A 24,872-nucleotide genomic window follows, 5' to 3' on the forward strand; every position below is an offset into this window, starting at 1 on the left:
GGGTGATCAGCCTTCCTGGAGGGTGGTGAGGCCGTGCGAGATGAAGACCGGGACCAGGTCGCCGATGCGGTCGAAGCCGGCGCCGACGGTCTGGCCCAGGGTGTAGCGGTAGTGGATGCCCTCGAGGATCACGGCGAGCTTGAACCACGCGAAGGCCGTGTACCAGGAGATGGCGGAGGTGTCGCGGCCGGACCGTGCGGCGTAGCGCTCGATCAGCTCGGCGGGGCCGGGGTGGCCCGGGGCGCCGCTGGTGGTCGAGACGGGCGACTCGGGCAGGCCCAGGTCGGAGCTGTACATCACGAGCAGGCCGAGGTCCGTGAGCGGGTCGCCGAGCGTGGACATCTCCCAGTCCAGGACCGCCTTGATCCGGTCGTCCTGACCGATGAGGACGTTGTCCAGCCGGTAGTCACCGTGCACGACGGTGGGTGCGGGGGAGGCGGGCAGCTCCCGGCCGAGCGCGGCGTGCAGCTCGTCGATGCCGGCGAGCTCACGGTTGCGGGACGCGTCCAGCTGCTTGCCCCAGCGCCGCAGCTGCCGGTCCAGGAAGCCCTCCGGACGCCCGAAGTCACCGAGGCCGACGGCCGCCGGATCGACGGCGTGCAGATCCACGAGGGTGTCCACGAGCCCCAGGACGACGGCCCGGGTGCGCTCGGCGCCCAGCGGGGACAGCTGCTCGGCGGTGCGGTACGGGGTCCCCTCGACGTACTCCATGACGTAGAACGGCGAGCCGATCACCGCGTCGTCCTCGCAGAGCAGGAGGGTTTTCGGCACCGGGACCGCAGTGGAGTGCAGGGCGCTGATCACCCGGTGCTCGCGCTTCATGTCGTGCGCGGTGGCGAGCACATGGCCCAGGGGAGGTCTGCGCACGACCCACTGCCCGGTGCCGTCGGTGACGATGTAGGTGAGGTTCGAACGGCCGCCCTCGACGACCCGGGCGTCGAGCGGTCCGTTCACCAGCCCCGGCCGTTCACGGTCGAGATGGCCGCGCAGCAGGTCGAGGTCGAGACCTGGCGGGTGGACTGGGCTCATGGGGCGCACCTCCGGGACGTTGAACGGTCGGGACCATGATGCCGACCAGTCGGTATGTCGTCCAGTGTCCTCCCGGAATCCGCGGAGTGATCTCCGGCTCCACGTCCCGGCCCGGGGCAGTCGTCCCAGCCCTGGGCCTCCACGAACGCGTCCCCGTGCGTGGCGGACCAGCGGCCCAGCGCCTCGATCGGTTCCAGCAGCGTCCGGCCGAGCGCGGTCAGGGCGTACTCCACCCGCGGTGGCGCCTCGGCGTACGCCCGGCGTTCCACCAGCGCGTACGCCTCCAGCCTGCGCAGTGTCTCGGTCAGCGCCTTGGCACTGATGCCGCCGATCTCCGTACGGAGCTCACGGGGACGGCGCGGACCCGCGTCCAGGCGTACAGGACCACCGGACCCCCTGCCGGTGGGCGGGCCCGACCGGGCCGCCTATCTGGAGACGGCCACGTCGTTCCTGATCGGGCTCCGGCGATCCGGACACGACCCCCGGACACTGCTGCCGCCCTTCGAGGCGGTCACGGCCTGAGTTGCGGGCACCGGGGACCACGCCGATCGTCGGAGGATGAAGGCGATCAGCTACAGCAGGTACGGCTCGGCCGACGTACTGGAGTACGGCGAGCGGCCCGATCCGAAGGTCGGGCCCGACTCGGTCCTGGTCAAGGTGCGGGCGGCGGCCGTCAACCCCGTCGACTGGAAGGCCCGCGAGGGCTACCTCCAGGCGGGTCTTGAGGCCGTGTTCCCCGTCATCCCCGGCTGGGACGTCTCCGGCGTCGTGGTCCAGCCCGGTGCCGCCGTGGACGAGTTCGCGGTGGGGGACGAGGTCATCGGCTATGTGCGCGAGGACTTCCTCTCGCGCGGCACCTTCGCCGAGTACGTCGCCGCACCCGTGCGCACCCTCGCCCGCAAGCCCCTGAGCGTCGGCTTCGAGGAGGCGGCCGGCCTGCCGCTGTGCGGCCTCACCGCACACCAGGTGCTGCACCGTGTGCTCAAGGTCCAGGAGGGCGACACCGTCCTCGTCCACGCGGCCGCCGGGGGCGTCGGTTCGCTCGCCGTCCAGCTTGCCCGGCACGCGGGCTGCCGGGTGATCGGCACGGCCGGGCCCCACAACCACGACTACGTACGCCAACTGGGCGGCGAGCCCGTGGAGTACGGCGACGGGCTGGCCGCCCGCCTCCGAGACCTGGTCCCCGACGGATTCGACGCGGCGTTCGACACGGTCGGCGGGGAAGCCCTCCGGATCTCCGCCGAGACCCTGGCGCCCGACGGCCGGCTCGCGTCCATCGCCGACGCGGAGGTCTTCTCCTACGGCGGGCGCTACGCCTTCGTCCGGCCCGACGCCGCAGACCTCGCCCACCTCGCCGGACTCGCCGAGCAGGGCATCGTCTCCGTCCACGTCGACCGGGTCTTCCCCCTGGAGCAGGCCGCCGAGGCCTACCGGCTCAACCAGGAGGGGCGCACCCGGGGCAAGATCGTCGTCGCGGTGGCCTGGGAGGACTGACCTCGGCCCGGGAACACCAGTACCGGGAAGGGACGGCCGGTCAGAACAGCGACACCGCGGCGAACACCGCGAGCGCCACCGTGCACGCGGCCGCCGTCAGCGCATGGCGCGGCGGGAGCGCGGCGGGCGGCCCGGCGGCCCCCATGCCCGTCACCCGCCGGTGCGCCACCACGAGGAACCCCAGCAGGGCCAGCAGGCTCAGCGCCGACGCGATCACCCCGGCGGCGGTCGCCCCGTGGTGCAGCGCCTGCCGGAACGCGAGGAGGGCCACCACCGTGCACGACAGGGTGGTGCGGCGCCAGGCGAGCCGCGTCCGCTCGGGCTGGAGGCCGGGATCGCGCTCCGCCGACGTCACCGGCCCTCCCAGCCGAACAGGACCACCACCACCATCGCGACCGCCACCACGGCGACCACGAGGCTGAGCAGCGTGGGGAAGCGCGACACCGGAAGATCCTCCCCGCGCCGCATCGCACGCTCGCACCGCACCCAGTGGTTGACGGCGCGCAGCGCGCAGAGCACCCCCGCCGCCAGCAGGCCCAGGGCCAGACCGGCGCGGACACCCCACGCCAGTTCCGGGAGGAACTGGTCCACGGCGAAACCGCCGCCGATGAGTGCGAGAGCCGTCCGGATCCAGGCGAGGAAGGTGCGCTCGTTGGCCAGGGAGAAGCGGTAGTCCGGGGTGTCACCCTCGGCGCGGATCCGCTCAGGGGCGAACCACAGCCGCAGTCCGCGCACGAAGTCGCTCACGCGGCGCCCCCCGCCGCACCGCTCGCCCGGTGGGCCCGCAGCCGGTGGTACGTCTCCAGCCCGTCCGGCACCCACGTCCACTCGCCGAGACGCGCCTCCAGCTCCGCGTCGGTCAGGAAGGTGTGCCAGTCGACCTCCTCCGCCTGCGGGCGCACGGGCAGCTCGCAGCGCACCTCGTACACGTACGACCACCAGCTGTGCCGAGGGCTCTCGTAGAGGTACTTGAAGAGCGGTGCGGGGCGGGGGAGACCCGGCACCCCCAACTCCTCCCCGGCCTCCCGCAGCGCCGCCTCCTCGTACGACTCGCCCGCGCCCACGACCCCGCCGACGAACATGTCGTAGTGCGAGGGGAAGACCAGCTTCGTGGCCGTCCTGCGGTGCACGAACAGCCGTCCCGCCGGGTCCCGGGCCTCGATGAAGACGCAGCGGTGGCGCAGGCCGCGCGCGGTGGCCTCGCCGCGTGGCGCCTGTCCGACCACCTCGTCGTTCTCGTCGACAATGTCCAGGATCTCGTCAGCCGGATTCATGGGGTCCATCCAACATCAACCGGTCGGCGGCCGTGGATCCGTGCCGGTCCTTGCCCTCCGGCATCGCCGGGTGCAGCCCCAGGAGCACGATCCCGGCCACGATCGCCGCCATCCCCACGGCCTGCCAGGCCAGCGCGCCGGTGTCGGTACGGACATGGTCGCCGAGGAACCCGATCCCGCAGACGATTCCCGCCAGCGGCTGCGCGGCGGTCAGCGCCGGGAGGGACATCCGCAGCGGCCCCGCCTCGAAGGCGCTCTGGACCAGGAGCAGCCCGGTCACCCCCAGCACGAGCACCGTGTACGGCTGCCAGCCCGTCAGCAGTGCCGTCCACCCGTCGTCGGCCAGGCGCTCCCCGCTGAGCCTGGTCAGCGCGTCCTGAAGCCCGTAGAGCAGTCCCGCCGCCAGGCCCAGCAGGACAGGGGTCCCACGGGTCCGCGGATGCCGGGCACAGGCGGTCAGGACCACCGCGAGTCCCGCCACACCCCCGATCACCAGCCAGAGCCGCAGGGGAGCCGTCACCGCCTCACCGCCGCGAGGCTCACCGGCCAGCAGGAACGCGGTGACGCCGCCCGCGAGCAGGCAGAGGCCTCCCCAGCCCTGGCGGCCCAGCGACTGGCCCGTGCGATGGCGCGACAGGGCCATCGCGAAGAGCAGATTGGTCGCCAGCAGCGGCTCCACGACCGACACCTCGCCCTGGCCGAGCGCCAGCGCCCCGAGGACCATCCCGCAGACCATCAGACCGAGCCCGGCCAGCCAGCTCGGCACCCGCATCAGGTCGAACAGCAGGCGGGGGGAGAGGAAATCGCTCAGGGGCGCACGGCGGGCCGCGTCCTGCTGGAGGACATATCCGAAGCCCAGGCAGCAGGCGGCGCCCACGGACAGCAGGAGTACCAGCACCGACACGGTCCGACGATAGCCCGGTGGACGTACCGGATCGGTGAGGGCGCCGCCGACCGGACGGTTGACGTGGGAGCGGCCGGTACCGAAGATCTGACCCACAAGTAACTTCGCCTGCCCCGCCCGCCGCTGCCCCGCACCGCCCCGAAGGATGGAACCCATGGCGTACGACGCTGATGTGATCGTGATCGGGGCAGGACTCGCAGGGCTGGCGGCCACCGCCGAGCTGGTCGACGCGGGCCGCACGGTGATCCTGCTCGACCAGGAGCCCGAGCAGTCCGTCGGCGGCCAGGCGCACTGGTCCTTCGGGGGGCTCTTCCTCGTCGACTCGCCCGAGCAGCGCCGGATGCGGATCAAGGACAGCCACGACCTGGCCCTTCAGGACTGGTACGGCACGGCCGGCTTCGACCGGGACGAGGACCACTGGCCACGGAAGTGGGCCGAGGCGTACGTCGACTTCGCGGCCGGGGAGAAGCGGTCCTGGCTGCACGCCCAGGGGGTGCGGTTCTTCCCCGTCGTCGGCTGGGCCGAACGCGGCGGCTACGACGCGAACGGCCACGGCAACTCCGTCCCCCGGTTCCACATCACCTGGGGCACCGGGCCCGGCGTCGTCGCCCCCTTCGAGCGGCGCGTCCGCGAGGGCGTCGCGAAGGGCCTCGTCCAGCTGTGCTTCCGCCACCGGGTGACCGGCCTCGGGCGCTCGGCCGGAGCCGTCGACACGGTCACCGGCGAGATCCTGGAGGAGAGCGCGGCCGAGCGGGGCACCGCGAGCAGCCGCGAGGTCACGGGTGCCTTCGAGCTCAGGGCCCAGGCCGTGATCGTCACCTCCGGCGGCATCGGGGGCAACCACGACCTGGTGCGCTCCCAGTGGCCCGAGCGTCTCGGCACCCCGCCGGAGAAGATGCTCTCCGGCGTCCCCGCCCACGTCGACGGACTGATGCTCGGCATCACCGAGAAGGCGGGCGCCCACCACATCAACCGCGACCGGATGTGGCACTACACCGAGGGCATCGAGAACTGGAACCCGATCTGGGACAAGCACGGCATCCGGATCCTGCCCGGCCCGTCCTCCCTCTGGCTGGACGCCCGCGGCAAGCGGCTGCCGGTGCCGCTCTTCCCGGGCTTCGACACGCTGGGCACCCTCGAACACATCATGCGGTCCGGCCACGGCTACACCTGGTTCGTCCTCGACCGGAAGATCATCGGCAAGGAGTTCGCGCTCTCCGGCTCCGAGCAGAACCCGGACCTGACCGGGAAGTCCGTGCGCGACGTGATCGGCAGGGCGCGCGCCGACGTTCCCGGGCCCGTGCAGGCGTTCATGGACAGGGGCGTGGACTTCGTCGTCGAGAAGGACCTCGGCGCGCTCGTACGCGGGATGAACGCGCTCACCGGCGAAGCCCTCATCGACGAGGACGCCCTGCGCCGCGAGATCACCGCCCGGGACCGTGAGATCGCCAACCCCTTCACCAAGGACCTCCAGATCACGGCGATCAACGGCGCACGCTCCTACCTGGGCGACAAGCTGATCCGCACGGCGAAGCCGCACCGCATCCTCGACCCGGCCGCGGGCCCGCTGATCGCCGTACGGCTGAACATCCTGACCCGCAAGTCCCTCGGAGGGCTGGAGACGGACCTGTCCTCCCGTGTCCTGACCGAGGGCGGCGCCCCGCTGCCCGGGGTGTACGCGGCGGGGGAGGCGGCGGGCTTCGGCGGCGGTGGGGTGCACGGCTACCGCTCCCTGGAGGGCACCTTCCTCGGCGGCTGCGTCTTCTCGGGCCGGACGGCGGGCCGCGCGGCGGCGGCGGCGACCGGCTGAGGCGGTGGGGGCGACCGGCTGAGGCGGGGGCGGCCGGTCACTCCAGCAGTTCCACCACCCGGAAGCGCTCCGCCACGATCATCGTGTCGTCGTCCACGGTGAACCTTGGGTCCCCGAGCGCCTCCCGCATCTCCTCGCTGTGCCAGAACGCCTCGTGCCCCGCCCGCCATCCGGCGACCGAGGTGTAGCCCTCTCCCTCGTCCAGCGCGTGCCGCAGCCCGACCGACCCCAGCGGCAGCACCTCCACCTCCGTCAGCTCGACCACGGCGACCTCCCGCCCCGCGGAGTCGATGAGCGCGGACCGCTCGCCCACCGGTGGCAGCTCCTCCCGCTCCGCCTCGTACTCCGCGAGCAGCCCGGAGGTGGAGACCTTCTCGCCCGAGAGCACGGCCGCGACCAGTCGATCGCGCAGCGGCCCGGGGAATGCGAGAAGGAAGGGCTTGAGCGGTTCACGGTTCTCCATGGCGGCAGTGTGGCACGCGTCACCCCCGTCCCACCCGTCACCTCCGCACGTGCTCGCGAACTGCGCGAATGGTCCAGTCCACCCTCATGGCGCGGTCAACTGCCTGTGTAATGCAAGCAGTTGGAGCGGGGTCGGCCTTGACGAGGAGCATTGCCTACCGCTTTGCTGTCCGCGATCGTTTGCTCGCACACAGCATCGATATGTGCTCGCGTCATGTCGAAGTGGAAAAGGAAATCTGCGGATGTCTCCGCCTCCGCCGCCCCTGGGCCGCTCCCGCCGCAAGGGCGGACGCCCGGACCACGCCTTCGACCTCGCGCTCGACGACAGTGCACTCATCGACGTACGAGGACAGTTCACCCAGGGCCGCTGGACCCGGGCCCGCTCGCTGCTCGTCGCGACCGGCACCGACTGGGACCTCCGCGGCCACCGGATCCTCGCCCTCGCCGCCGTCCCGTCCGCCGCCGGATGGGCGCGCGACTGGCTGCTCGCCGAGCCGGACAGCCGCGACGCCACGACTCTCCTCGCCTGCGCCACCGTCGCCCGTGCCCAGCGGCCCAAGGCCGGCGCCGGTGAGGGGACCCGGGCGCGCGAGGCGTGCCTGGCCGCGGCCGCCCTGGACCCGGCCGACCCCACCCCCTGGCTCGCCCTGATGACGCTGGAGCGCACCCACGGCACCCACGGTGCGGCCGCCCGGCACTTCGAGGAGATCCGCGCCCGGCATCCCGAACACCACCACGCCCACCACCTCATGACCGCGGGCCTCGCCGAGGCGCACCCGGAGAGCGACCCGCTCCACGAGGTGTACGACTTCGCCGCCTGGGCCGCCGAACAGGCCCCGGCCGACTCGCCGCTCGCCGTACTCCCCGTCGTCGCCCATGCCGAGCGCTACCGCGTCCTGGCCGCGGCCGGCGCCGTGGCCGGCGACCCGGCGGCCTCGGGCCACTGGTCGGGTCGCCGGGCCAGACAGGTGATGAAGGCCGCCTTCGACTGGTGGCTCGAATGGGAGCGCGAGGACCACCCCCGCCACACCGCCGACCTCAACTTCCTCGCCCACGCCAAGCTCTGCGAGGGCCGCCCCGCCGAGGCCGCCGCGATCTTCCACCGCATCGGCCTCCACGCGACCGAGGCTCCCTGGTCGTACGGGGGCCGCGACCCGTACCCCGCATTCGTCGCCGCGCGCACCCTCGCGCTCGGTGCCCCCTGAGGCACGTCCGCCACGCACGTCCGCTATCGAGGAAGGGACCACCCCCGCCATGTCGACGGGCAGAACAGATACGAGCGAGACCGGCACGACCGGGACCGCCGGCACCGGCGGGATCAACACCTACAAGGGTGAGGAACGCGCGCTGCGCGCCGACCGGCTCGGCACCCCCGGGCTCCTCCTGTCCGTCCTCGCCGCCAGCGCCCCCCTGATGGTGGTCGCCGGGGTGATGCCCACCGTCTTCGGGGTGATGGGCATCGTCGGACAGCCCTTGCTCTACGTCATCCTCGGCATCGTCCTGATGCTGTTCGGCGTCGGCTACGCGGAGATGAGCCGGCACGTCCACAACGCCGGCGCCTTCTACGCGTACATCGCCCGGGGCCTCGGCCCCACGGCCGGCGCCGGCGCCTCGCTCGTCGCGCTGGTCGCCTACAGCGCCATGCAGGTCGGCATCTACGGAATCCTCGGCTTCGAGGTCTCGGGCCTCTTCGCCACGTACCTCGACATCGACCTCCGGTGGTGGATCCCCGCCCTGGTGGCCGTGGCCGTCGTCGGCGTACTGGGCTGGCTGAAGATCGACCTGAACGCCAAGGTGCTCGGGGTGCTGCTCGTCATCGAGTGCGCCCTCGTGGTGATCTTCGACATCGCCGCAGTCGCCGAGCCGGGCCCCGAGGGACTGTCCCTGCACGCGTTCGACCCCGAGACGCTCACCGGCGCCGGCCTGGGCACCGCGCTCTGCTTCTGCATCGCCGCGTTCGTCGGCTTCGAACAGGCCCCGGTGTACGCCGAGGAGACCAGCCGCCCGCAGATCGTCGTCTCCCGCGTGATGTTCCTGGCCGTCGGCTACGCCGCCCTGTTCCTCGCCGTCAGCTCCTGGGCCCTGACCGTCGCCGCCGGCCCTTCGTCCATCGGGGCCATGTCCCTCGAGCAGGGCCCGGGGATGCTCTTCGGCCTCACCGAGGAGCGGCTCGGCGCCACCTTCACCGACGTCCTGCACGTCCTGTTCGTCACCGGCATGTTCGCCGCGCTGCTCAGCTTCCACAACGTGGTGGCCCGCTACGCCTTCGCCATGGGCCGTGAGGGGCTGCTGCCGGCCGGCTTCGGCCGCACCAACAAGGCGAGCGGAGCGCCCGCCACCGGCTCCATGCTCCAGTCCGCGCTCTCCGTCGTGATCGTGCTCGCCTTCGCCCTCACCGACGACAACCCGGCCGGCGACCCCACCGCGCCCGTCCTGCACCTGTTCACCTGGATGGGCAACGTCGGAGCCCTCGGCGTCATCGTGCTGATGGCCGCGGCCTCCTTCGCCGTCATCGCGTTCTTCGTACGGCGCGGCGCCGGCCGGGCCCAGGCGCCCCGGCTCGTCGCCTCCGGACTCGCGGGCCTCGCCCTGCTCGCCATCGCCGTCTTCACCGTCCGGGACTTCGACGTCCTGGTCGGCTCCGGCCCCGGCTCGGTGCTGAACTGGCTGCTGCCCGGCGTCATCCTCCTGGCCCTCGCCGGAGGTCTGGTCTACGGCGCGGTGCTGCGTCGCACCAGGCCCGAGGTGCACGCCAGGATCGGTCTCGGCAACGAGGCGTTCCAGCTGGAGAAGGCGGCGGAGGTGGGTACGGACCCACGCTGATCCCGCGCTCCTTACGGAAGAGTGACGCACACCCGCGGCCCCTGGTGACAGGCGGCCGCGGGTGTTCGAATGGGCGGGTGAACAGTCCCCCTCCCGGCGACGACGGCGGCACGCCCGTCGGCCGCCGTCTGGTCCTGACGATGCTCGGCCTCGGCGCCGCCGGCGTGGTCGCCGCACCGGTCCTCCAGCGCACGCTGGAGAACGGGCTGGGCGCCGTCGCCGACAAGGACCCCACCGGCCTCACCGGCCTGCTGCCCAACGGCGGCGGCTTCCGCTACTACTCGGTCGCCACCTCCGTGCCCGAGAAGACCGCCGCCGACTACCGCCTCACCGTGGACGGCATGGTCGACCGCCCGGCGACGTACACGCTGGACACCCTGAAGGAGCTGCCGCAGACCCGCATGGTCCGCGACGTCCAGTGCGTCACCGGCTGGCGGGTGCCCGAGACCCCGTTCGAGGGCGTCAGGCTCTCGGCACTGCTGGACGCGGCAGGGGTCCGGCCCGGGGCGAAGGCGATCCGCTTCACCTGCTTCGACGGCGCCTACAGCGAGAGCCTCACGCTCGGACAGGCCCGCCGCCCGGACGTCCTGGTCGCCACGCGCATGCAGGACAAGCCGCTGGCCCACTCCCACGGCGGACCGGTCCGGCTCTACGTGGCCCCGATGTACTTCTACAAGTCGGCGAAATGGCTTTCCGGGATCACCGTCACCGACTCCGTACGCCCCGGATACTGGGAGGAGCTCGGCTATGACGTCGACGCCTGGGTCGGCCGGTCCAACGGCCGCGACGACGCGCCCACCGTCTGAACCCGCCCCGAGGATCCGGCGTTTCACCCCCGCCGAGCGCTGGGTGCACCGCACCACGGCCTGGCTGACCCTGCTCTGCGTCGCCACGGCCGCCTGTCTGTACGTCCCCCAGCTCGCCGAACTCGTCGGCCGCCGTCACCTCGTGGTCACCGTGCACGAATGGTCCGGGCTGCTCGTGCCCGTACCGCTGCTGGCCGGGCTCGTCTCCCGGGCGCTGCGCGCCGACCTCTCCCGGCTCAACCGGTTCGGGCCGCACGACCGGCAGTGGCTGCGGGCCGCCCTGCGCCGCGACCGCACCCCCGGCTCACGTCCGGCCGGGAAGTTCAACGCGGGCCAGAAGCTCTACGCCGGGTGGATCGCGGGCGCCGTGCTCGTGATGCTGGGCACCGGGCTGCTGATGTGGTTCACCGGCCTCGCCCCGCTGGTGTGGCGTACGGGCGCGACCTTCGTCCACGACTGGCTGGCCCTGGCGACCGGCATCGTCCTCGCCGGGCACATGGCGAAGGCGCTCGCCGACCCGGAGGCACGCCGTGGCATGCGCACCGGGTCGGTCGAGCGCCTCTGGGCCCGTTCCGAGCACCCGCTGTGGCGGGAACCGGAGAAGTGAGGCCGGCTACAACACGAGCGACAGCAGCAGGATGAAGCCCAGCGAGACGACGGAGATGATCGTCTCCATCACCGACCAGGTCTTGATCGTCTGCGGCACGTCCATGCCGAAGTACTCCTTCACCAGCCAGAACCCCGCGTCGTTGACGTGGCTGAAGAAGAGCGAACCCGCGCCGACCGCGAGGACGAGCAGCGCGACGTGCGAGGTCGACAGGTCGGCTGCGAGGGGGGCGACCAGACCGGCCGCGGAGATCGTGGCCACGGTCGCCGAGCCCGTCGCCAGCCGGATCGCGACGGCGATCAGCCAGCCGAGGAGCAGGGCGGGGATCGACCAGTTCTCGGAGAACTCCAGGATCATCTGACCCACACCGGCGTCGATGAGGGTCTGCTTGAACCCACCGCCGGCGCCCACGATCAGCAGGATGCCGGCGATCGGGGCGAGCGACTTCTCGACCGTGCTGGACAGACGGCCCTTGGTGAACCCGGCCGCACGGCCCAGGGTGAACATGCCGACGATCACGGCGGCGAGCAGCGCGATCAGCGGCGAGCCGATGACGTCGGTGACCCGCTGGACGTGGTTCTCCGGGTCGTCCACCACGATGTCGACGAGCGCCTTGATCAGCATCAGCACGACGGGCAGCAGGATCGTCGCCAGCGTCGCACCGAAGCTGGGCCGACGGTCCAGGTCCTCGGACGGGCGCTGCGGGATCATCTTCTCCGGCGCCTCGATGTCCACCCAGCGGGCGGCGTAGCGGGAGAAGACCGGACCCGCGATGATCACGGTGGGGATGGCCACCAGCACACCGAGGGCCAGCGTGACGCCCAGGTTGGCGCCCAGCGCGTCGATCGCGACCAGCGGGCCGGGGTGCGGGGGGATCAGCCCGTGCATCACGGAGAGGCCGGCGAGCGCGGGGATACCGATCCGCATCAGCGAGTAGTTGCCGCGCTTGGCGACCAGGAGCACCACCGGAATCATCAGCACGATTCCGACCTCGAAGAAGAGCGGAAGCCCGATGATCGAGGCGATCAGCACCATCGCCCACGGCATCGCACGTCCGCTCGCCTTCGCGAGGATCGTGTCGACGATCTGGTCGGCGCCGCCCGAATCGGCGAGCAGCTTGCCCAGGATGGCGCCCAGGGCGATGAGGACACCGACACCCGCGACGGTCGAACCGAGACCCGCGGTGAAGCTGGCGATGGTCTTAGCGGGGTTGGCCCCGGCGAAGGAGCCGAGCGCCAGTGAGCCGATGGTCAACGCGAGGAACGCGTGCATCTTGAACTTGGTGATGAGCAGGACGATGACGGCGATGCCCGCCAGTACGGCAATGCCCAGCTGTGCGTTACCGGCCGAAGTGATCGGTTCGACGGCATCCGCTGCCAGCATCTCGACGCTGAGACTGGTCACGGTGGTGATCCTTAGTTCGCGAGCCGGCGCAGCGCGGCGACGGCCCGGTCGGTGATTTCCTCGGGGGTGCCGGACACGTCGACGGCGACGCCCGCCTCGTCCTCCTGCAGTGGCTGCAGGGTGGCGAACTGGGAGTCGAGCAGCGCGGTCGGCATGAAGTGGCCCTTGCGGTCCGCCATGCGGTGTTCGATGAGGGACCGGTCGCCGGTCAGATGCAGGAAGACCGCACCGGGAGCCTCGGCCCGCAGCCGGTCGCGGTAGGAGCGCTTGAGCGCGGAGCTGCTGACGACGCCACCGAGCTCCGCCCGGCTGTGCGCCCACTGCCCGATCGCGTCCAGCCACGGCCAGCGGTCGTCGTCGTCCAGGGGCGTGCCGGCGGACATCTTGGCGATGTTGGCCGGCGGGTGGAAGTCGTCGCCCTCGGCGTAGGGAACGCCCAGTGCGTCCGCGAGCAGGGGGCCGATCGTGGTCTTGCCGGTCCCTGCTACGCCCATCACCACAACGACGTGGGGGGTGCTCATTGGTGCCTCGCTGTCTTCTTCGACATCGGTCCGCGACATCGGTCCGTCGCGCTACTGAAACCCATTACATACGACTTATTCAAGTGGCTGTGACATAAACGTCGTACTTTTTGTTCCCCCAAGCCGCCCCGTAGGGTTGTGGGCATGACCACACCTGCCCAGGGGCTCCATACGCATGTGCTGGACACCCTGGGCCTGGAGATCGCGGCGGGGGACTGTCCGCCCGGCCAGGTCCTGCGCACCGACGAGCTGGCCCGGCGCTTCGACGTGTCACGCACGGTCGTCCGCGAAGTGGTCCGCGTCCTGGAATCCATGCACCTGGTCGAGTCCCGGCGCCGGGTCGGGGTGACCGTGCGGCCCACCGAGGAGTGGAACGTCTACGACCCCCAGGTCATCCGCTGGCGGCTCGCCGGATCCGACCGGCCCCGGCAGCTGCGCTCCCTCACCGTGCTGCGGTCCGCCGTCGAACCCGTCGCCGCGGGCCTGGCGGCCCGTAACGCCACCGCCGAGCAGTGCGCCGCGCTCACGGAGTGCGCCCTCGGCATGGTCGCGACCTCGCGCGGTCAGCAGCTGGAGGGCTACCTCCGGCACGACACCGCCTTCCACCGCATCATCCTCAACGCCTCCGGCAACGAGATGTTCGCGCGGCTCGGCGACGTCGTCGCCGAGGTCCTGGCAGGCCGGACCCACCACCAGGTCATGTTCGAGGACCCGGACCCCGCCGCCGTTACGCTCCACGTCCGGCTCGCCGAAGCCGTACGCGAGGGTGACGCCGAGGGCGCCGAACGGCTGACCAAGGAGATCGCGGTCGGCGCACTCCACGAACTGGACGTACTGGCACCGTGAGCGGCCTCCCGCCCGGGTACGGTGGGCGGGTTCGATCTTCGGAATGACGGGGCAGTCGGGATGGGAGACCACGGCATGGCGCAGCAGGTACGAGGGGTCGTCGCACCGGGGAAGAACGAGCCGGTGCGCGTCGAGACGATCCTGGTGCCGGACCCCGGCCCCGGCGAGGCCGTGGTCAAGATCCAGGCGTGCGGCGTCTGCCACACCGACCTGCACTACAAGCAGGGCGGCATCAACGACGACTTCCCCTTCCTGCTCGGCCACGAGGCCGCGGGCGTCGTGGAGTCCGTCGGTGACGGCGTCACCGACGTCGAGCCGGGCGACTTCGTCGTCCTCAACTGGCGTGCGGTCTGCGGACAGTGCCGCGCCTGTCTGCGCGGCCGCCCCTGGTACTGCTTCGACACCCACAACGCCAAGCAGAAGATGACCCTCCTGGACGGCACCGAGCTCTCGCCCGCGCTCGGCATCGGCGCGTTCGCGGAGAAGACCCTCGTCGCCGCAGGCCAGTGCACCAAGGTCGACCCCGAGGTCTCCCCGGCCGTCGCCGGACTGCTCGGCTGCGGAGTCATGGCGGGCATCGGCGCCGCCATCAACACCGGCCAGGTCGGCCGAGGCGACTCCGTCGCCGTCATCGGCTGCGGCGGCGTCGGCGACGCAGCGATCGCCGGTGCCCGTCTCGCGGGAGCGGCGAAGATCATCGCGGTCGACATCGACGACCGCAAGCTGGAGACGGCCAAGAAGATGGGCGCCACCCACACCGTCAACTCCCGCTCCGACGACCCCGTCGAGGCCATCCGCGCACTGACCGGCGGCAACGGCGCCGACGTCGTGATCGAGGCGGTCGGCCGCCCGGAGACGTACAAGCAGGCCTTCTACGCCCGCGACCTCGCCGGCACCCTCGTCCTCGTGGGCGTGCCCACGCCGGAGATGCAGCTCGAACTCCCGCTCCTCGACGTGTTCGGCCGCGGCGGTTCGCTCAAGTCCTCCTGGTACGGCGACTGCCTGCCCTCGCGCGACTTCCCCATGCTGATCGACCTGCACCAGCAGGGCCGCCTGGACCTGGGCGCCTTCGTCACCGAGACCATCCAGCTCGGCGAGATCGAGCAGGCCTTCGCCCGGATGCACGACGGAGACGTCCTGCGCTCGGTGGTGGTGTTCTGATGACCGCCCGCATCGACCACCTGGTCACCTCCGGCACCTTCGCCCTCGACGGCGGCGAGTGGGACGTCGACAACAACGTCTGGATCGTCGGCGACGACACCGAGGCCGTCGTCATCGACGCGGCGCACGACGCCGCGGCGATCGAGGCGGCACTCGGCGGCCGTACGCTGCGCGCGATCATCTGCACCCACGCGCACAACGACCACATCGACGCGGCCCCCGCCCTCGCCGACGCGACCGGCGCGCCGATCCTGCTGCACCCCGACGACCTCGAGCTGTGGCGGCAGACTCACCCGGACCGGAGCCCCGACGCCGAACTGACCGACGGCCAGGAGCTGGAGATCGCCGGGACCCACCTGAAGGTCCTGCACACCCCGGGCCACGCCCCGGGAGCGGTCTGCCTGTACGCCCCGGAGCTGGGCACCGTCTTCACCGGCGACACCCTCTTCCAGAGCGGACCCGGCGCCACCGGACGGTCCTTCTCGCACTTCCCGACGATCATCGACTCGATCAGGGACCGGCTGTTCGCCCTCCCGGCGGAGACCGCGGTCCGCACCGGACACGGGGACTCCACCACCATCGGCGCGGAGTCCCCGCAGCTGGAGGACTGGATCAACCGCGGCCACTGAGCGTGGCGGGGCTCACCGGTCCGGCCACGCGGAGAGCCGCAGCCCGCTCTCGAAGCGGTGCGGCTCACCCGTGACCGGGTCGGTGAACGCCAAGACTTTCGCGAGCAGTTGCAGTGGACGCGTGTAGTCCGCGTGCTCCGGCTCGGGCTCCACCACCGGATAGACAGGATCATTCACCAACGGCAGCCGCAGCGCGTTCATATGGACCCGCAGCTGATGGGTGCGGCCGGTCGCCGGCACCAGCCGGTAGCGGCCGAAGGCGCCCCGGTGCGCGACGAGTTCGATCCTGCTCTCGCTGTTCGCGGGCCCCGGCTCCTCGCGCGCGGCGATGACCCCGCGCTCCTTCACGATCCGGCTCCGCACGGTGCGCGGGAGCGCGAGCTCCGGATCGTACGGAGCCACCGCCTCGTACTCCTTGCGCACCAGCCGGTCCCGGAACAGCGTCTGGTACGCGCCCCGGTCCCCGGCCCTCACGACACAGACCACCAGACCCGCCGTCAGCCGGTCCAGCCGGTGCGCGGGCTGCAGCTCCGGCAGGCCCAGTTCCCTGCGCAGCCGGGCGGTCAGGGTCTCGGTGACATGCCGGCCGCGCGGCGTCGTGGCGAGGAAGTGCGGCTTGTCCGCGATCACGAGGTGTTCGTCCCGGTGCACCACCCCGACCGGGAACGGCACCGGCTCCTCCGGTGCGAAATCCCGGTGGAACCATAGGTGGCGCCCGGCCGTGTACGGCTCGTCCGCCCGCACCGCACCGCCGTCCGCCCCGACGAACCTGCCCTCCGCCAGCATGGTGTCCACCCGCCCGGCGCCGACCGCCCCGGCGAACCGGTCCCGCAGGTGGGCCCCGACGGTCGCCCAGAGCCCCTCAGGGTCCACCGGGAGCCGTACCCGCACCGGGTCGACGCCCGCGCGCTGGGGGAGCGGGGCGGCGGGAGGCTTCGCCCGTCCTCTCATCGCGTCGGTCCTTGTCGCCGGAGGGGCCCGGAAAGGACGGGCAGGGCCCTCCATCATCCCACCGCGTAGGCCCCCAGCAGACGCTCGTACTCCTCCTGCGTGACCGGCAGCACAGTGCCGTGCCGGGCACCCGCCGGAAGGGCGTAGCCGGTGGACACCGACCAGCGCCCCGAATCGAGATCGGTGCTCTCGAACGGGACGTAGCCCCGGCCGCCGAATTCGTCGATGAGGAGGTACCACTTCTCCTCGGTGTTGGACTTGAAGACGGCAGGGCCCTCGCCGCGCTCGACCGCACCCTTGCCGACGCAGTCAGCGACGAAATCGTAGGCGCCGGAGGTCAGCTCCCGGGACTTCTCCACGGTGATGAACTTGGAGCAGGGGGTGTCCGACGACGGGTTCCGCTCGTCCTTGGTGAAGCGGTAGTAGCCGCCGTCGTGGCGGACCACCGTCGAGTCGATCACCGAGTACCCGGGGTCGTGCCATACGGCGGGCTCGCTGAAGGTGCGGAAGTCCCGCGTCGTCGCGTACATCATCCTGTTGTAGGTGCTGCCGGTGTGTTCCGGGTCGTCCGCCGCGTAGATCTTCGAGGCCCAGAAGACGACGTACGAGCCGAGCTCCTCGTCGTAATAGGCCTCGGGTGCCCAGGTGTTGCCCGCGGTCTCCGGCGCCACCTCGACCAGCCGTCGGTCCGTCCAGTTCACCAGGTCCTCGGACTCCCAGACCATGATCGACCTGCTGCCGCTGCGCTGCACCTGGTCCCAGCTGCCGCCGGTGCCCCCGTACATCCGGAGGTCGGTGGCGATCTGGTAGAACGTGTCGCCCTCCGGGGAGCGGATGATGAACGGGTCGCGGAGCCCCTCGGTGCCGAGATCCGAGGTGAGCACCGGTTCGCCGCCGTTGAGCTCCTGCCAGTGCAGGGCGTCGTCGCCCCGGCTGAGCGCCATGCGTATCTGCTCGCCGTCGGCGGTGCCCTCACCGGTGAAGTAGCTCATGGCGTAGCCGGTGTACGCCTGCTTCCGGGGTAGTTCGGGCACGGAGGCGGTGAATGTGCGGCGCGCGGCGGCCCTCCCGCGTGTGACGACCGCGGTGAGCTTCACCCGCTCCGGCCCCGCGCCGGGTGCCGGACGGTGCACGATCCCCGTCGCGTCGATGACGCGGGGCTTGTGGGACCGCCAGCTGACGGTGGTGCCGTGCGCGCCGGCGACGGGCAGCGTCAGATTGCCGCGCACGTCGCCGAGCCCGTGGACCGTGAGCGAGGCGGCGGCCCGCGCGGTGGCGGCCCGGTCGCCCGTCGGGGCGGGCCCTGCCTGAGCCGCTCCGGCGGGGAGCGCGAGCAGGCCGACGACGAGGGACAGGACGGGCAGGAGGGGGCCGAAGGCTCTTCCGGTGAGGTGCGGACGCATGACTCTCCCGACGGCTCGTTCGAAATACCGGTTAGCGTTCGTGAAATCGGACCGACGCTAGGGCCGTCGACGGCCCCCGTCAAGGGGTGCGGGGAAAGCTGTTCGCACCGTAGAAAGCGCTTGTGGGACCGCGTATGGTCTGGCCCCGCTGAATCCATTCAACCCAGGAGACCGCCATGCGCCGATCCGGATCCGTACTGCTGGCCGCCTGCACGGCCGCCGCGGCCCTGACCACCCTGGCAGCCGCTCCCGCCGGAGCCGAGGACCGCGGCGCGGCCGGTCGTGACCACTGCACCGGTACCGCCCCCGTCGTCTGCCACTTCGACGTCGCCCCCGGCACCTACCGCGTCCGGGCCGTCCTCGGGGGCGGTGCGGAGGCCGGCTCCACGGCGGTCACGGCGGAGTCCCGCAGATCCGTGCTCGCCGAGACCCCGAACGCCCCCGGTGAGACCGTCCGCCGCACCTTCACCGTGGACGTGCGCGACCCCGAGGGCGAGCCCACCGGCGCCACGGGCAGCCCGGGGCTCGACCTCATCTTCGGCGGCGCGGCGCCGCAGCTCGCCTCGCTCCACGTCGAACGCGTCCGGACGCCGCAGCTCCTGCTCGCGGGCGACTCCACCGTCTGCGACCAGGACGAAGCGCCCTACACGGGCTGGGGGCAGCAGCTCCCGCAGTACCTCACCGAGCGGATGACCGTCGCCAACTACGCTGACTCCGGCGAGGGTTCGCAGTCCTTCCGGGACAACCCGGCGCTCTTCCCCGCCCTCCGGGCCCGTATCCACCACGGCGACCTGGTCCTCATCCAGCTCGCCCACAACGACAAACAGACCGACCGCGAGACCTACCGGGCCAACCTCGCCGCCATGGTCGAGGACGTGCGCGCCGAGGGAGGCCGGCCCGTGCTCGTCACTCCGGTCGTCCGCCGCTGGTTCAACACCGACGGCACCCTCGACAACGGCACCGCCCTGCTCGTCAACGGTCTGGGCGTCGACCTGCCCGCCGAGGTGCGGGCCCTCGCCGCCGAGCAGGGCACCCCGCTCGTCGACCTCACCGCCCTCACCAAGGCGCGGGTCGAGGAACTCGGCCCCGAGGGATCCAAGGCCCTCTACCTCTACGACGAGAAGCGCGACAACACCCATACCTCGGTGCGCGGAGCCACCGAGTACGCCGAGCTCGTCCTCGGCGAACTGCGGGCGCAGAAGCTGCTCCCGCCGCACACGATCCGGTGAACCGGTCCCCACACGAGAGGTGACAGTCATGAGCCGAGCCGAAGTACCCAGCCGCAGGGCCGTGCTGCGGGGAGCCCTCGCAGCGGGGGCCCTCACTGCCGCGCCCGGCGTCGCACACGCCGCCGAAGCGCGCGCCCCGTACCGCAATCCGCTGGTCGAGCAGCGCGCCGACCCGCACATCACGCGGCACACCGACGGCCGTTACCACTTCACGGCCAGCGCCCCCGAGTACGACCGGATCATCCTGCGCTCCTCCCGGACGCTGCGTGGTCTCAGCACCGCCGAGGAGTCGGTGATCTGGACGAAGCACACCACCGGGGACATGGCCGCCCACATCTGGGCGCCGGAGCTCCACCGCATCGACGGCAAGTGGTACGTCTACTTCGCCGCGGCCCCGGCCGACGACGTGTGGAAGATACGGATCTGGGTGCTGGAGAACGCGAACCCCGACCCGTCCCGCGGCACATGGACCGAGAAGGGTCAGCTCACCACCGCCTGGGACACCTTCTCCCTCGACGCCCACACCTTCACCCACCGCGGCGACCGCTACCTCGCCTGGGCCCAGCACGAGCCCGGACTGGACAACAACACCGGGCTCTTCCTCTCACGGATGGCCGACCCGTGGACGCTGAATGGGCCTCAGATCCGGCTCAGCACCCCCGAGTACGACTGGGAGTGCGTCGGCTTCAAGGTCAACGAAGGGGCCGCGGTCATCAAGCGCAACGGCCGCGTCTTCATGACGTACTCCGCGAGCGCGACGGACGCGAACTACTGCATGGGACTGCTCACCGCGGACGCCCGCAGTGACCTGATGGACCCGGCGTCCTGGGTCAAGTCCCCGGAGCCTGTCTTCGCGAGCAACGAGGAGACGGGCCAGTACGGGCCCGGCCACAACTCCTTCACCGTCGCCGAGGACGGCCGCACGGACGTGCTCGTCTACCACGCCCGGCCGTACAGGGAGATCACCGGAGACCCGCTGCACGACCCCAACCGGCACACCCGTGTCCAGCGCTTCGGCTGGCGTGCGGACGGCACCCCGGACTTCGGGGTCCCCGTGCGGTCGTGAGGGTGCGTACCGGCCAGTTCGGGCGGAGGCGTTGACCCACTGCTGCGCTCTGCCTATCTTGCGTTCGAAGTTCTGGTCAATGTCCGATATCTCGAACATGATCCCTGGAGCGTCCATGCCGCACCCGCACCTGTGGCCGAGACTCACCGTCCCGGTCATCGCCCTCCTGCTCGGCACGCTGGTGGCAGCACCGGCCCGCGCCGACGACGGTCCGTCCCGGGCGGTGGCGACCGACTACTCCCTGACCGTCCACCCCGACCGCACCGGCCCCGCCATCAGCGAGTCGATGTACGGCGTCTTCTACGAGGACATCAACCACGCGGCGGACGGCGGTCTCTACGCCGAACTCGTCCAGAACCGGTCCTTCGAGTACGACCGGGCCGACAACGCCGCGTACTCACCCATGACCGCGTGGAGCGAGACCTCGGTCGCCGGCGGCACGGGAACCGCCACGACCGCGGACGACGGCGGGCGGCTCGACGAACGCAACCGGCGCTATCTCCGTCTCGACCTGGACGGCGCGGGAGGCCGCGGAGCAGGCTTCGGAGTCACCAACTCCGGCTACAACCAGGGCCTGACCCTGCGCGAGGGGGAGCGTTACGACTTCTCCCTGTGGGCCCGCACCGACCGTCCGAAGGGCACCTCCCTGACGATCGGGGCGACCACGGCGGACGGCACCGCCCTCGCCTCGCCCCTGCGCATCACGGCGCGCGGTGACCGCTGGACGAAATACACCGGGACCCTCACCGCCCGCACCTCCGCGGCGGACGGCAGGCTCACCGTCACGGCGGGCGGCAGCGGCACCGTACGGCTCGACATGATCTCGCTCTTCCCCCGCGACACCTACAAGGGCCGGGCGAACGGCCTGCGCAAGGACCTCGCGGAGAAGACCGCCGCGCTGGACCCCGGCTTCCTGCGCTTCCCCGGAGGCTGCCTCGTCAACACCGGGAGCCACCAGGCCTACGAGGCGCCCGGCTGGGAGCGCAAGCGCTCCTACCAGTGGAAGGAGACCATCGGCCCGGTCGAGCAGCGCCCCGTCAACGCCAACTTCTGGGGCTACAACCAGACCTACGGCCTGGGGTACTACGAGTACTTCCAGTTCGCCGAGGACATCGGGGCGATGGCTCTGCCCGTCGTGCCCGCCCTCGTCACCGGCTGTGGCCAGAACAAGGCGACCGACGACCCCGAACTGCTGGAACGGCACATCCAGGACACCCTCGACCTGATCGAGTTCGCCAACGGCCCGGCGCGCTCCACCTGGGGCGCCAAGCGTGCCGCGATGGGCCACCCCGCGCCGTTCGGCCTCACCCACCTCGAGGTCGGCAACGAGGAGAACCTGCCCGACGAGTTCTTCGCCCGCTTCACCCAGTTCCGTGAGGCGATCGAGGCCAGGTACCCCGACATCACCGTGATCAGCAACTCCGGCCCCGACGACAGCGGCGCAACCTTCGACCGGGCATGGCAGCTCAACCGGGACGCGGACGTCGCCATGGTCGACGAGCACTACTACAACAGCCCGCAGTGGTTCCTCGAGAACAACGCGCGTTACGACACCTACGACCGCCAGGGGCCGAAGGTGTTCCTCGGCGAGTACGCCTCCCTCGACAACCGCTTCTCCAACGCCCTCGCCGAGGCGGCCTACATGACGGGCCTGGAACGCAACGCCGACGTCGTGGAGCTCGCCTCCTACGCTCCGCTGCTCGCCGACACGGACGACGCGCAGTGGCGGCCCGACATGATCTGGTTCGACAACGAGAAGTCGTGGGGGTCGGCCAACTACGAGGTGCAGAAGCTCTTCATGAACAACGTCGGTGACCGCGTCGTGCCGAGCACCGCCTCCTCGACACCCGCCACCACGGAACCGATCACCGGCGCCGTCGGCCTGTCGACCTGGGCCACCAGCGCCGCGTACGACGACGTCGAGGTCACCGCGGAGGACGGCACCCGGCTGATGGGTGACGACTTCTCCGACGGCGACACCCAGTGGACGAAGTCCGCCGGACGCGGCTCCTGGGCCGTCGAGGACGGGGCGTACGTCCAGTCCGACGAGAGCGCCGAGGACACCCTGGTCACGGCGGGGGACACCGGTTGGCAGAACTACGACATGAAGGTCAGGGCCACCAAAAAGTCCGGCAAGGAGGGCTTCCTCGTCGCCTTCGGGGTCAAGGACACCGGCAACACCTACTGGTGGAACCTCGGCGGCTGGGGCAACACCCGATCCGCCGTGGAGAAGGCGGTGGACGGCGCCAGACAGACGATGACCGAGGACAGCACCACGATCGAGACGGGGCGTGCGTACGACATCCGCATCCAGGTCCGCGGCCGGCAGGTCACCCTCTTCCTCGACGGCGAGCAGTGGGGCACCTTCACCGACGACAAGCCCGCCGAGCCCTTCCGGCAGGTGGTCACCCGCGACGACGCCACCGGCGAGCTCGTGGTCAAGGTGGTCAACGCCCAGGCGGCGGATGCAAGGACCCGGATCGACCTGGGGGCGGAGCCGGCCTCACGGACCGCCCGGCTCACCACGCTCCAGGCCGCCCCGGACGCGGTGAACACCGCCGACGACCGGCAGGTGGCTCCACGGAAATCGGCCCTGCGGGTCGACGGACGTGTACTCACCCACACCTTCCCGGCGCATTCCGTGACCTTCCTGCGTATCAGGGAGTAGGGCGGGAAAAGCGAAAACCCCCAGGATGACCTGGGGGTTTTCCGCTGGTGTCCGAGGGGGGACTTGAACCCCCACGCCCGATAAAGGGCACTAGCACCTCAAGCTAGCGCGTCTGCCATTCCGCCACCCGGACAAGGTGTCTGTCTCGCGGGCTCCCGGCCCGTTCCGACGTGGAAAACCATAGCAAACATTCGAGGGTGCTCGATCACGCCCCTGTCCTGTGAAAGGCGCATGACGGGGGCGGGGTGGTCTTGGGCAGGCGGGGCAGGCGCGCGAGGATGAGGGGGAGCACCACCGCGACAGTGGAAGGAAGCAGCGTGAGCGAGACCAACACGGCCCGGGCCGGCATCGGCGAGAGGGCCGAGAACGAGGTCGTGGACCTCTGTCGTGACCTGATCCGGATCGACACCAGCAATTACGGCGACCATTCGGGCCCCGGAGAACGGCTGGCCGCCGAGTACGTCGCCGAGAAGCTCGCCGAGGTCGGGCTGGAGCCGAAGATCTTCGAGTCCCACAAGGGCCGTGCCTCCACCGTGGCCCGGATCGAGGGCGAGGACCCGTCCAGGCCGGCACTGCTGATCCACGGGCACACCGACGTCGTGCCGGCCAACGCGGCGGACTGGACGCACGACCCGTTCTCCGGTGAGATCGCGGACGGCTGCGTGTGGGGACGCGGTGCGGTCGACATGAAGGACATGGACGCGATGACCCTCGCGGTCGTGCGCGACCGCATGCGCAGCGGGCGCAAGCCCCCGCGCGACATCGTGCTGGCCTTCCTGGCCGACGAGGAGGCGGGCGGCACGTACGGGGCGCGCCATCTCGTCGACAACCACCGGGACCTCTTCGACGGCGTCACCGAGGCGATCGGTGAGGTCGGCGGCTTCTCCTTCACCGTCAACGAGAACCTGCGCCTCTATCTGGTGGAGACGGCGCAGAAGGGCATGCACTGGATGCGGCTCACCGTGGACGGCACCGCCGGCCACGGCTCCATGACCAACGACGACAACGCCATCACCGAGCTCTGCGAGGCCGTGGGCCGCTTGGGCCGGCACAAGTGGCCGGTCCGGGTGACCAAGACCGTACGGTCCTTCCTCGACGAGCTGTCCGACGCGCTGGGCACCCCGCTCGACCCGGAGGACATGGAGGCGACGCTGGCCAAGCTCGGCGGGATCGCCAAGATGGTCGGCGCCACCCTGCGGAACTCGGCGGCCCCCACCATGCTCGGCGCCGGCTACAAGGTGAACGTGATCCCCGGACAGGCCACCGCCCATGTGGACGGCCGCTTCCTGCCCGGTTACGAGGAGGAGTTCCTGGCCGACCTCGACCGGATCCTCGGGCCCCGGGTCAGGCGCGAGGACGTGCACGGCGACAAGGCGCTGGAGACGAGCTTCGACGGGTCCCTGGTGGACGCGATCCAGCTCGCCCTCAAGGCCGAGGACCCGATCGCCCGTGCCGTGCCCTACATGCTGTCCGGCGGCACCGACGCGAAGTCCTTCGACGACCTCGGCATCCGCTGCTTCGGCTTCGCCCCGTTGAAGCTGCCGCCGGAGCTGGACTTCGCCGGCATGTTCCACGGGGTGGACGAGCGGGTGCCCGTGGACGGCCTGAAGTTCGGCGCGCGGGTGCTCGACCGCTTCATCGACCACTCCTGAACCCGCCGGACGACTGAATTCGCCTGCCTGTACGCACCTCACCGGAAAGGGTGAAAGGGTTCGTGTGCTCGTAGCCCCCTCACTTCCTCCTCGTTACAAGTGATGCGGTCCGCGGCTGGGACCGCACTTGTCA

At 71.2% G+C, this 24,872-nt stretch carries 22 protein-coding genes, 1 tRNA gene and 2 pseudogenes; 13 read left to right on the forward strand and 12 right to left on the reverse strand.

Annotated elements, in window-relative coordinates; translation table 11 throughout:
• Positions 1-6: 6 nt before the first annotated feature.
• Positions 7-1,029 (reverse strand): phosphotransferase family protein, encoded by a 1,023-nt coding sequence (locus tag AB0P41_RS10180; RefSeq protein ID WP_365931268.1) that lies wholly within the window; start codon positions 1,027-1,029, stop codon positions 7-9.
• Positions 1,026-1,394 (reverse strand): annotated as a pseudogene (locus AB0P41_RS10185) (helix-turn-helix domain-containing protein); the annotation flags it as partial. The pseudogene AB0P41_RS10185 and the gene AB0P41_RS10180, both read right to left, overlap by 4 nt.
• Positions 1,395-1,587: 193 nt before the next feature.
• Here AB0P41_RS10185 and AB0P41_RS10190 point away from each other — a divergent pair.
• Entirely contained in the window at positions 1,588-2,523 is a 936-nt protein-coding gene (locus AB0P41_RS10190; protein WP_356714662.1) for an NADP-dependent oxidoreductase, read from the forward strand.
• 40 nt (positions 2,524-2,563) lie between these two features.
• On the opposite strand, the gene AB0P41_RS10195 is transcribed toward AB0P41_RS10190, so the two are convergent.
• Genes AB0P41_RS10195 through AB0P41_RS10210 form a run of 4 tightly spaced genes read right to left on the reverse strand, consistent with a single transcriptional unit; the run spans position 2,564 to position 4,701 of the window.
• Entirely contained in the window at positions 2,564-2,878 is a 315-nt protein-coding gene (locus AB0P41_RS10195; protein ID WP_365931269.1) for a DUF202 domain-containing protein, read from the reverse strand.
• The gene (locus AB0P41_RS10200) at positions 2,875-3,270 is read right to left on the reverse strand and encodes a DUF202 domain-containing protein (RefSeq protein WP_356714660.1); all 396 of its coding nucleotides are present in this window, start codon (positions 3,268-3,270) and stop codon (positions 2,875-2,877) included. Before AB0P41_RS10200 ends, AB0P41_RS10195 begins: the two co-directional genes overlap by 4 nt.
• On the reverse strand, positions 3,267-3,797 hold the full coding sequence (locus AB0P41_RS10205) for an NUDIX domain-containing protein (RefSeq protein WP_356714659.1): 531 nt from the start codon (positions 3,795-3,797) through the stop codon (positions 3,267-3,269). Before AB0P41_RS10205 ends, AB0P41_RS10200 begins: the two co-directional genes overlap by 4 nt.
• A complete protein-coding gene (locus AB0P41_RS10210) occupies positions 3,784-4,701 on the reverse strand; it encodes a DMT family transporter (protein ID WP_365931575.1) in 918 nt (305 codons plus the stop codon). Before AB0P41_RS10210 ends, AB0P41_RS10205 begins: the two co-directional genes overlap by 14 nt.
• Positions 4,702-4,855: 154 nt before the next feature.
• Here AB0P41_RS10210 and AB0P41_RS10215 point away from each other — a divergent pair, with 154 nt between their 5' ends.
• Complete coding sequence (locus AB0P41_RS10215; RefSeq protein WP_356714657.1) at positions 4,856-6,511, forward strand: FAD-binding dehydrogenase; 1,656 nt, start codon at positions 4,856-4,858, stop codon at positions 6,509-6,511.
• Positions 6,512-6,548: 37 nt separating this feature from the next.
• Here the strand turns inward: AB0P41_RS10215 and AB0P41_RS10220 are convergent, their stop codons facing one another.
• Positions 6,549-6,974: an ASCH domain-containing protein gene (locus AB0P41_RS10220; protein WP_365931271.1), complete on the reverse strand. Its 426-nt coding sequence runs from the start codon at positions 6,972-6,974 to the stop codon at positions 6,549-6,551.
• Positions 6,975-7,215: 241 nt separating this feature from the next.
• Between AB0P41_RS10220 and AB0P41_RS10225 the strand changes: the two genes are divergently transcribed.
• The 4 genes from AB0P41_RS10225 (at position 7,216) to AB0P41_RS10240 (ending at position 11,209) form a co-directional block, all read left to right on the forward strand.
• A complete protein-coding gene (locus tag AB0P41_RS10225) occupies positions 7,216-8,178 on the forward strand; it encodes a hypothetical protein (protein WP_365931273.1) in 963 nt (320 codons plus the stop codon).
• A 49-nt stretch (positions 8,179-8,227) separates the two neighbouring features.
• Positions 8,228-9,796 carry an APC family permease gene (locus tag AB0P41_RS10230; RefSeq protein ID WP_356714654.1) on the forward strand — a complete coding sequence of 523 codons (1,569 nt, stop codon included), beginning with the start codon at positions 8,228-8,230 and terminating at the stop codon, positions 9,794-9,796.
• Positions 9,797-9,873: 77 nt separating this feature from the next.
• On the forward strand, positions 9,874-10,602 hold the full coding sequence (locus tag AB0P41_RS10235) for a molybdopterin-dependent oxidoreductase (protein WP_356714653.1): 729 nt from the start codon (positions 9,874-9,876) through the stop codon (positions 10,600-10,602).
• Positions 10,544-11,209, forward strand: a complete 666-nt coding sequence (locus AB0P41_RS10240; protein WP_365931275.1) for a cytochrome b/b6 domain-containing protein — start codon at positions 10,544-10,546, stop codon at positions 11,207-11,209. Before AB0P41_RS10235 ends, AB0P41_RS10240 begins: the two co-directional genes overlap by 59 nt.
• Before the next feature lie 6 nt (positions 11,210-11,215).
• Here the strand turns inward: AB0P41_RS10240 and AB0P41_RS10245 are convergent, their stop codons facing one another.
• Complete coding sequence (locus AB0P41_RS10245; RefSeq protein WP_356714651.1) at positions 11,216-12,613, reverse strand: gluconate:H+ symporter; 1,398 nt, start codon at positions 12,611-12,613, stop codon at positions 11,216-11,218.
• An 11-nt stretch (positions 12,614-12,624) separates the two neighbouring features.
• A complete protein-coding gene (locus AB0P41_RS10250; RefSeq protein WP_356714650.1) occupies positions 12,625-13,134 on the reverse strand; it encodes a gluconokinase in 510 nt (169 codons plus the stop codon).
• Between the two features lie 144 nt (positions 13,135-13,278).
• Here AB0P41_RS10250 and AB0P41_RS10255 point away from each other — a divergent pair, with 144 nt between their 5' ends.
• The 3 genes from AB0P41_RS10255 to AB0P41_RS10265 all read left to right on the forward strand — a co-directional run bounded on the left by AB0P41_RS10255 (position 13,279) and on the right by AB0P41_RS10265 (position 15,770).
• Positions 13,279-13,980 (forward strand): FCD domain-containing protein, encoded by a 702-nt coding sequence (locus AB0P41_RS10255; protein WP_356714649.1) that lies wholly within the window; start codon positions 13,279-13,281, stop codon positions 13,978-13,980.
• Positions 13,981-14,055: 75 nt separating this feature from the next.
• Entirely contained in the window at positions 14,056-15,141 is a 1,086-nt protein-coding gene (locus AB0P41_RS10260) for an S-(hydroxymethyl)mycothiol dehydrogenase (RefSeq protein WP_365931277.1), read from the forward strand.
• Positions 15,141-15,770 carry an MBL fold metallo-hydrolase gene (locus AB0P41_RS10265; RefSeq protein WP_365931278.1) on the forward strand — a complete coding sequence of 210 codons (630 nt, stop codon included), beginning with the start codon at positions 15,141-15,143 and terminating at the stop codon, positions 15,768-15,770. Before AB0P41_RS10260 ends, AB0P41_RS10265 begins: the two co-directional genes overlap by 1 nt.
• A gap of 12 nt (positions 15,771-15,782) precedes the next feature.
• Here AB0P41_RS10265 and AB0P41_RS10270 read toward each other — a convergent pair whose 3' ends face one another.
• A complete protein-coding gene (locus AB0P41_RS10270) occupies positions 15,783-16,721 on the reverse strand; it encodes a pseudouridine synthase (protein WP_365931280.1) in 939 nt (312 codons plus the stop codon).
• Between the two features lie 74 nt (positions 16,722-16,795).
• Positions 16,796-17,998, reverse strand: a pseudogene (locus AB0P41_RS10275) (glycoside hydrolase family 43 protein); the annotation flags it as partial.
• 302 nt (positions 17,999-18,300) lie between these two features.
• Between AB0P41_RS10275 and AB0P41_RS10280 the strand changes: the two are divergent.
• From AB0P41_RS10280 to AB0P41_RS10290, 3 genes are all read left to right on the forward strand, one after another.
• Complete coding sequence (locus AB0P41_RS10280) at positions 18,301-19,353, forward strand: rhamnogalacturonan acetylesterase (protein WP_365931282.1); 1,053 nt, start codon at positions 18,301-18,303, stop codon at positions 19,351-19,353.
• Positions 19,354-19,381: 28 nt separating this feature from the next.
• Positions 19,382-20,419 carry a glycoside hydrolase family 43 protein gene (locus tag AB0P41_RS10285; RefSeq protein ID WP_365931283.1) on the forward strand — a complete coding sequence of 346 codons (1,038 nt, stop codon included), beginning with the start codon at positions 19,382-19,384 and terminating at the stop codon, positions 20,417-20,419.
• 115 nt (positions 20,420-20,534) lie between these two features.
• Positions 20,535-23,087 carry an alpha-L-arabinofuranosidase C-terminal domain-containing protein gene (locus tag AB0P41_RS10290; protein ID WP_365931285.1) on the forward strand — a complete coding sequence of 851 codons (2,553 nt, stop codon included), beginning with the start codon at positions 20,535-20,537 and terminating at the stop codon, positions 23,085-23,087.
• A 45-nt stretch (positions 23,088-23,132) separates the two neighbouring features.
• Here AB0P41_RS10290 and AB0P41_RS10295 read toward each other — a convergent pair.
• Positions 23,133-23,220, reverse strand: a tRNA-Leu gene (locus AB0P41_RS10295).
• 184 nt (positions 23,221-23,404) lie between these two features.
• Between AB0P41_RS10295 and AB0P41_RS10300 the strand changes: the two genes are divergently transcribed.
• On the forward strand, positions 23,405-24,739 hold the full coding sequence (locus AB0P41_RS10300; RefSeq protein WP_356714638.1) for a M20/M25/M40 family metallo-hydrolase: 1,335 nt from the start codon (positions 23,405-23,407) through the stop codon (positions 24,737-24,739).
• Positions 24,740-24,872 lie beyond the last annotated feature (133 nt).

Origin of the sequence: Streptomyces sp. NPDC079167, from assembly GCF_040686735.1 — a bacterium.
GTDB lineage: Bacteria > Actinomycetota > Actinomycetes > Streptomycetales > Streptomycetaceae > Streptomyces.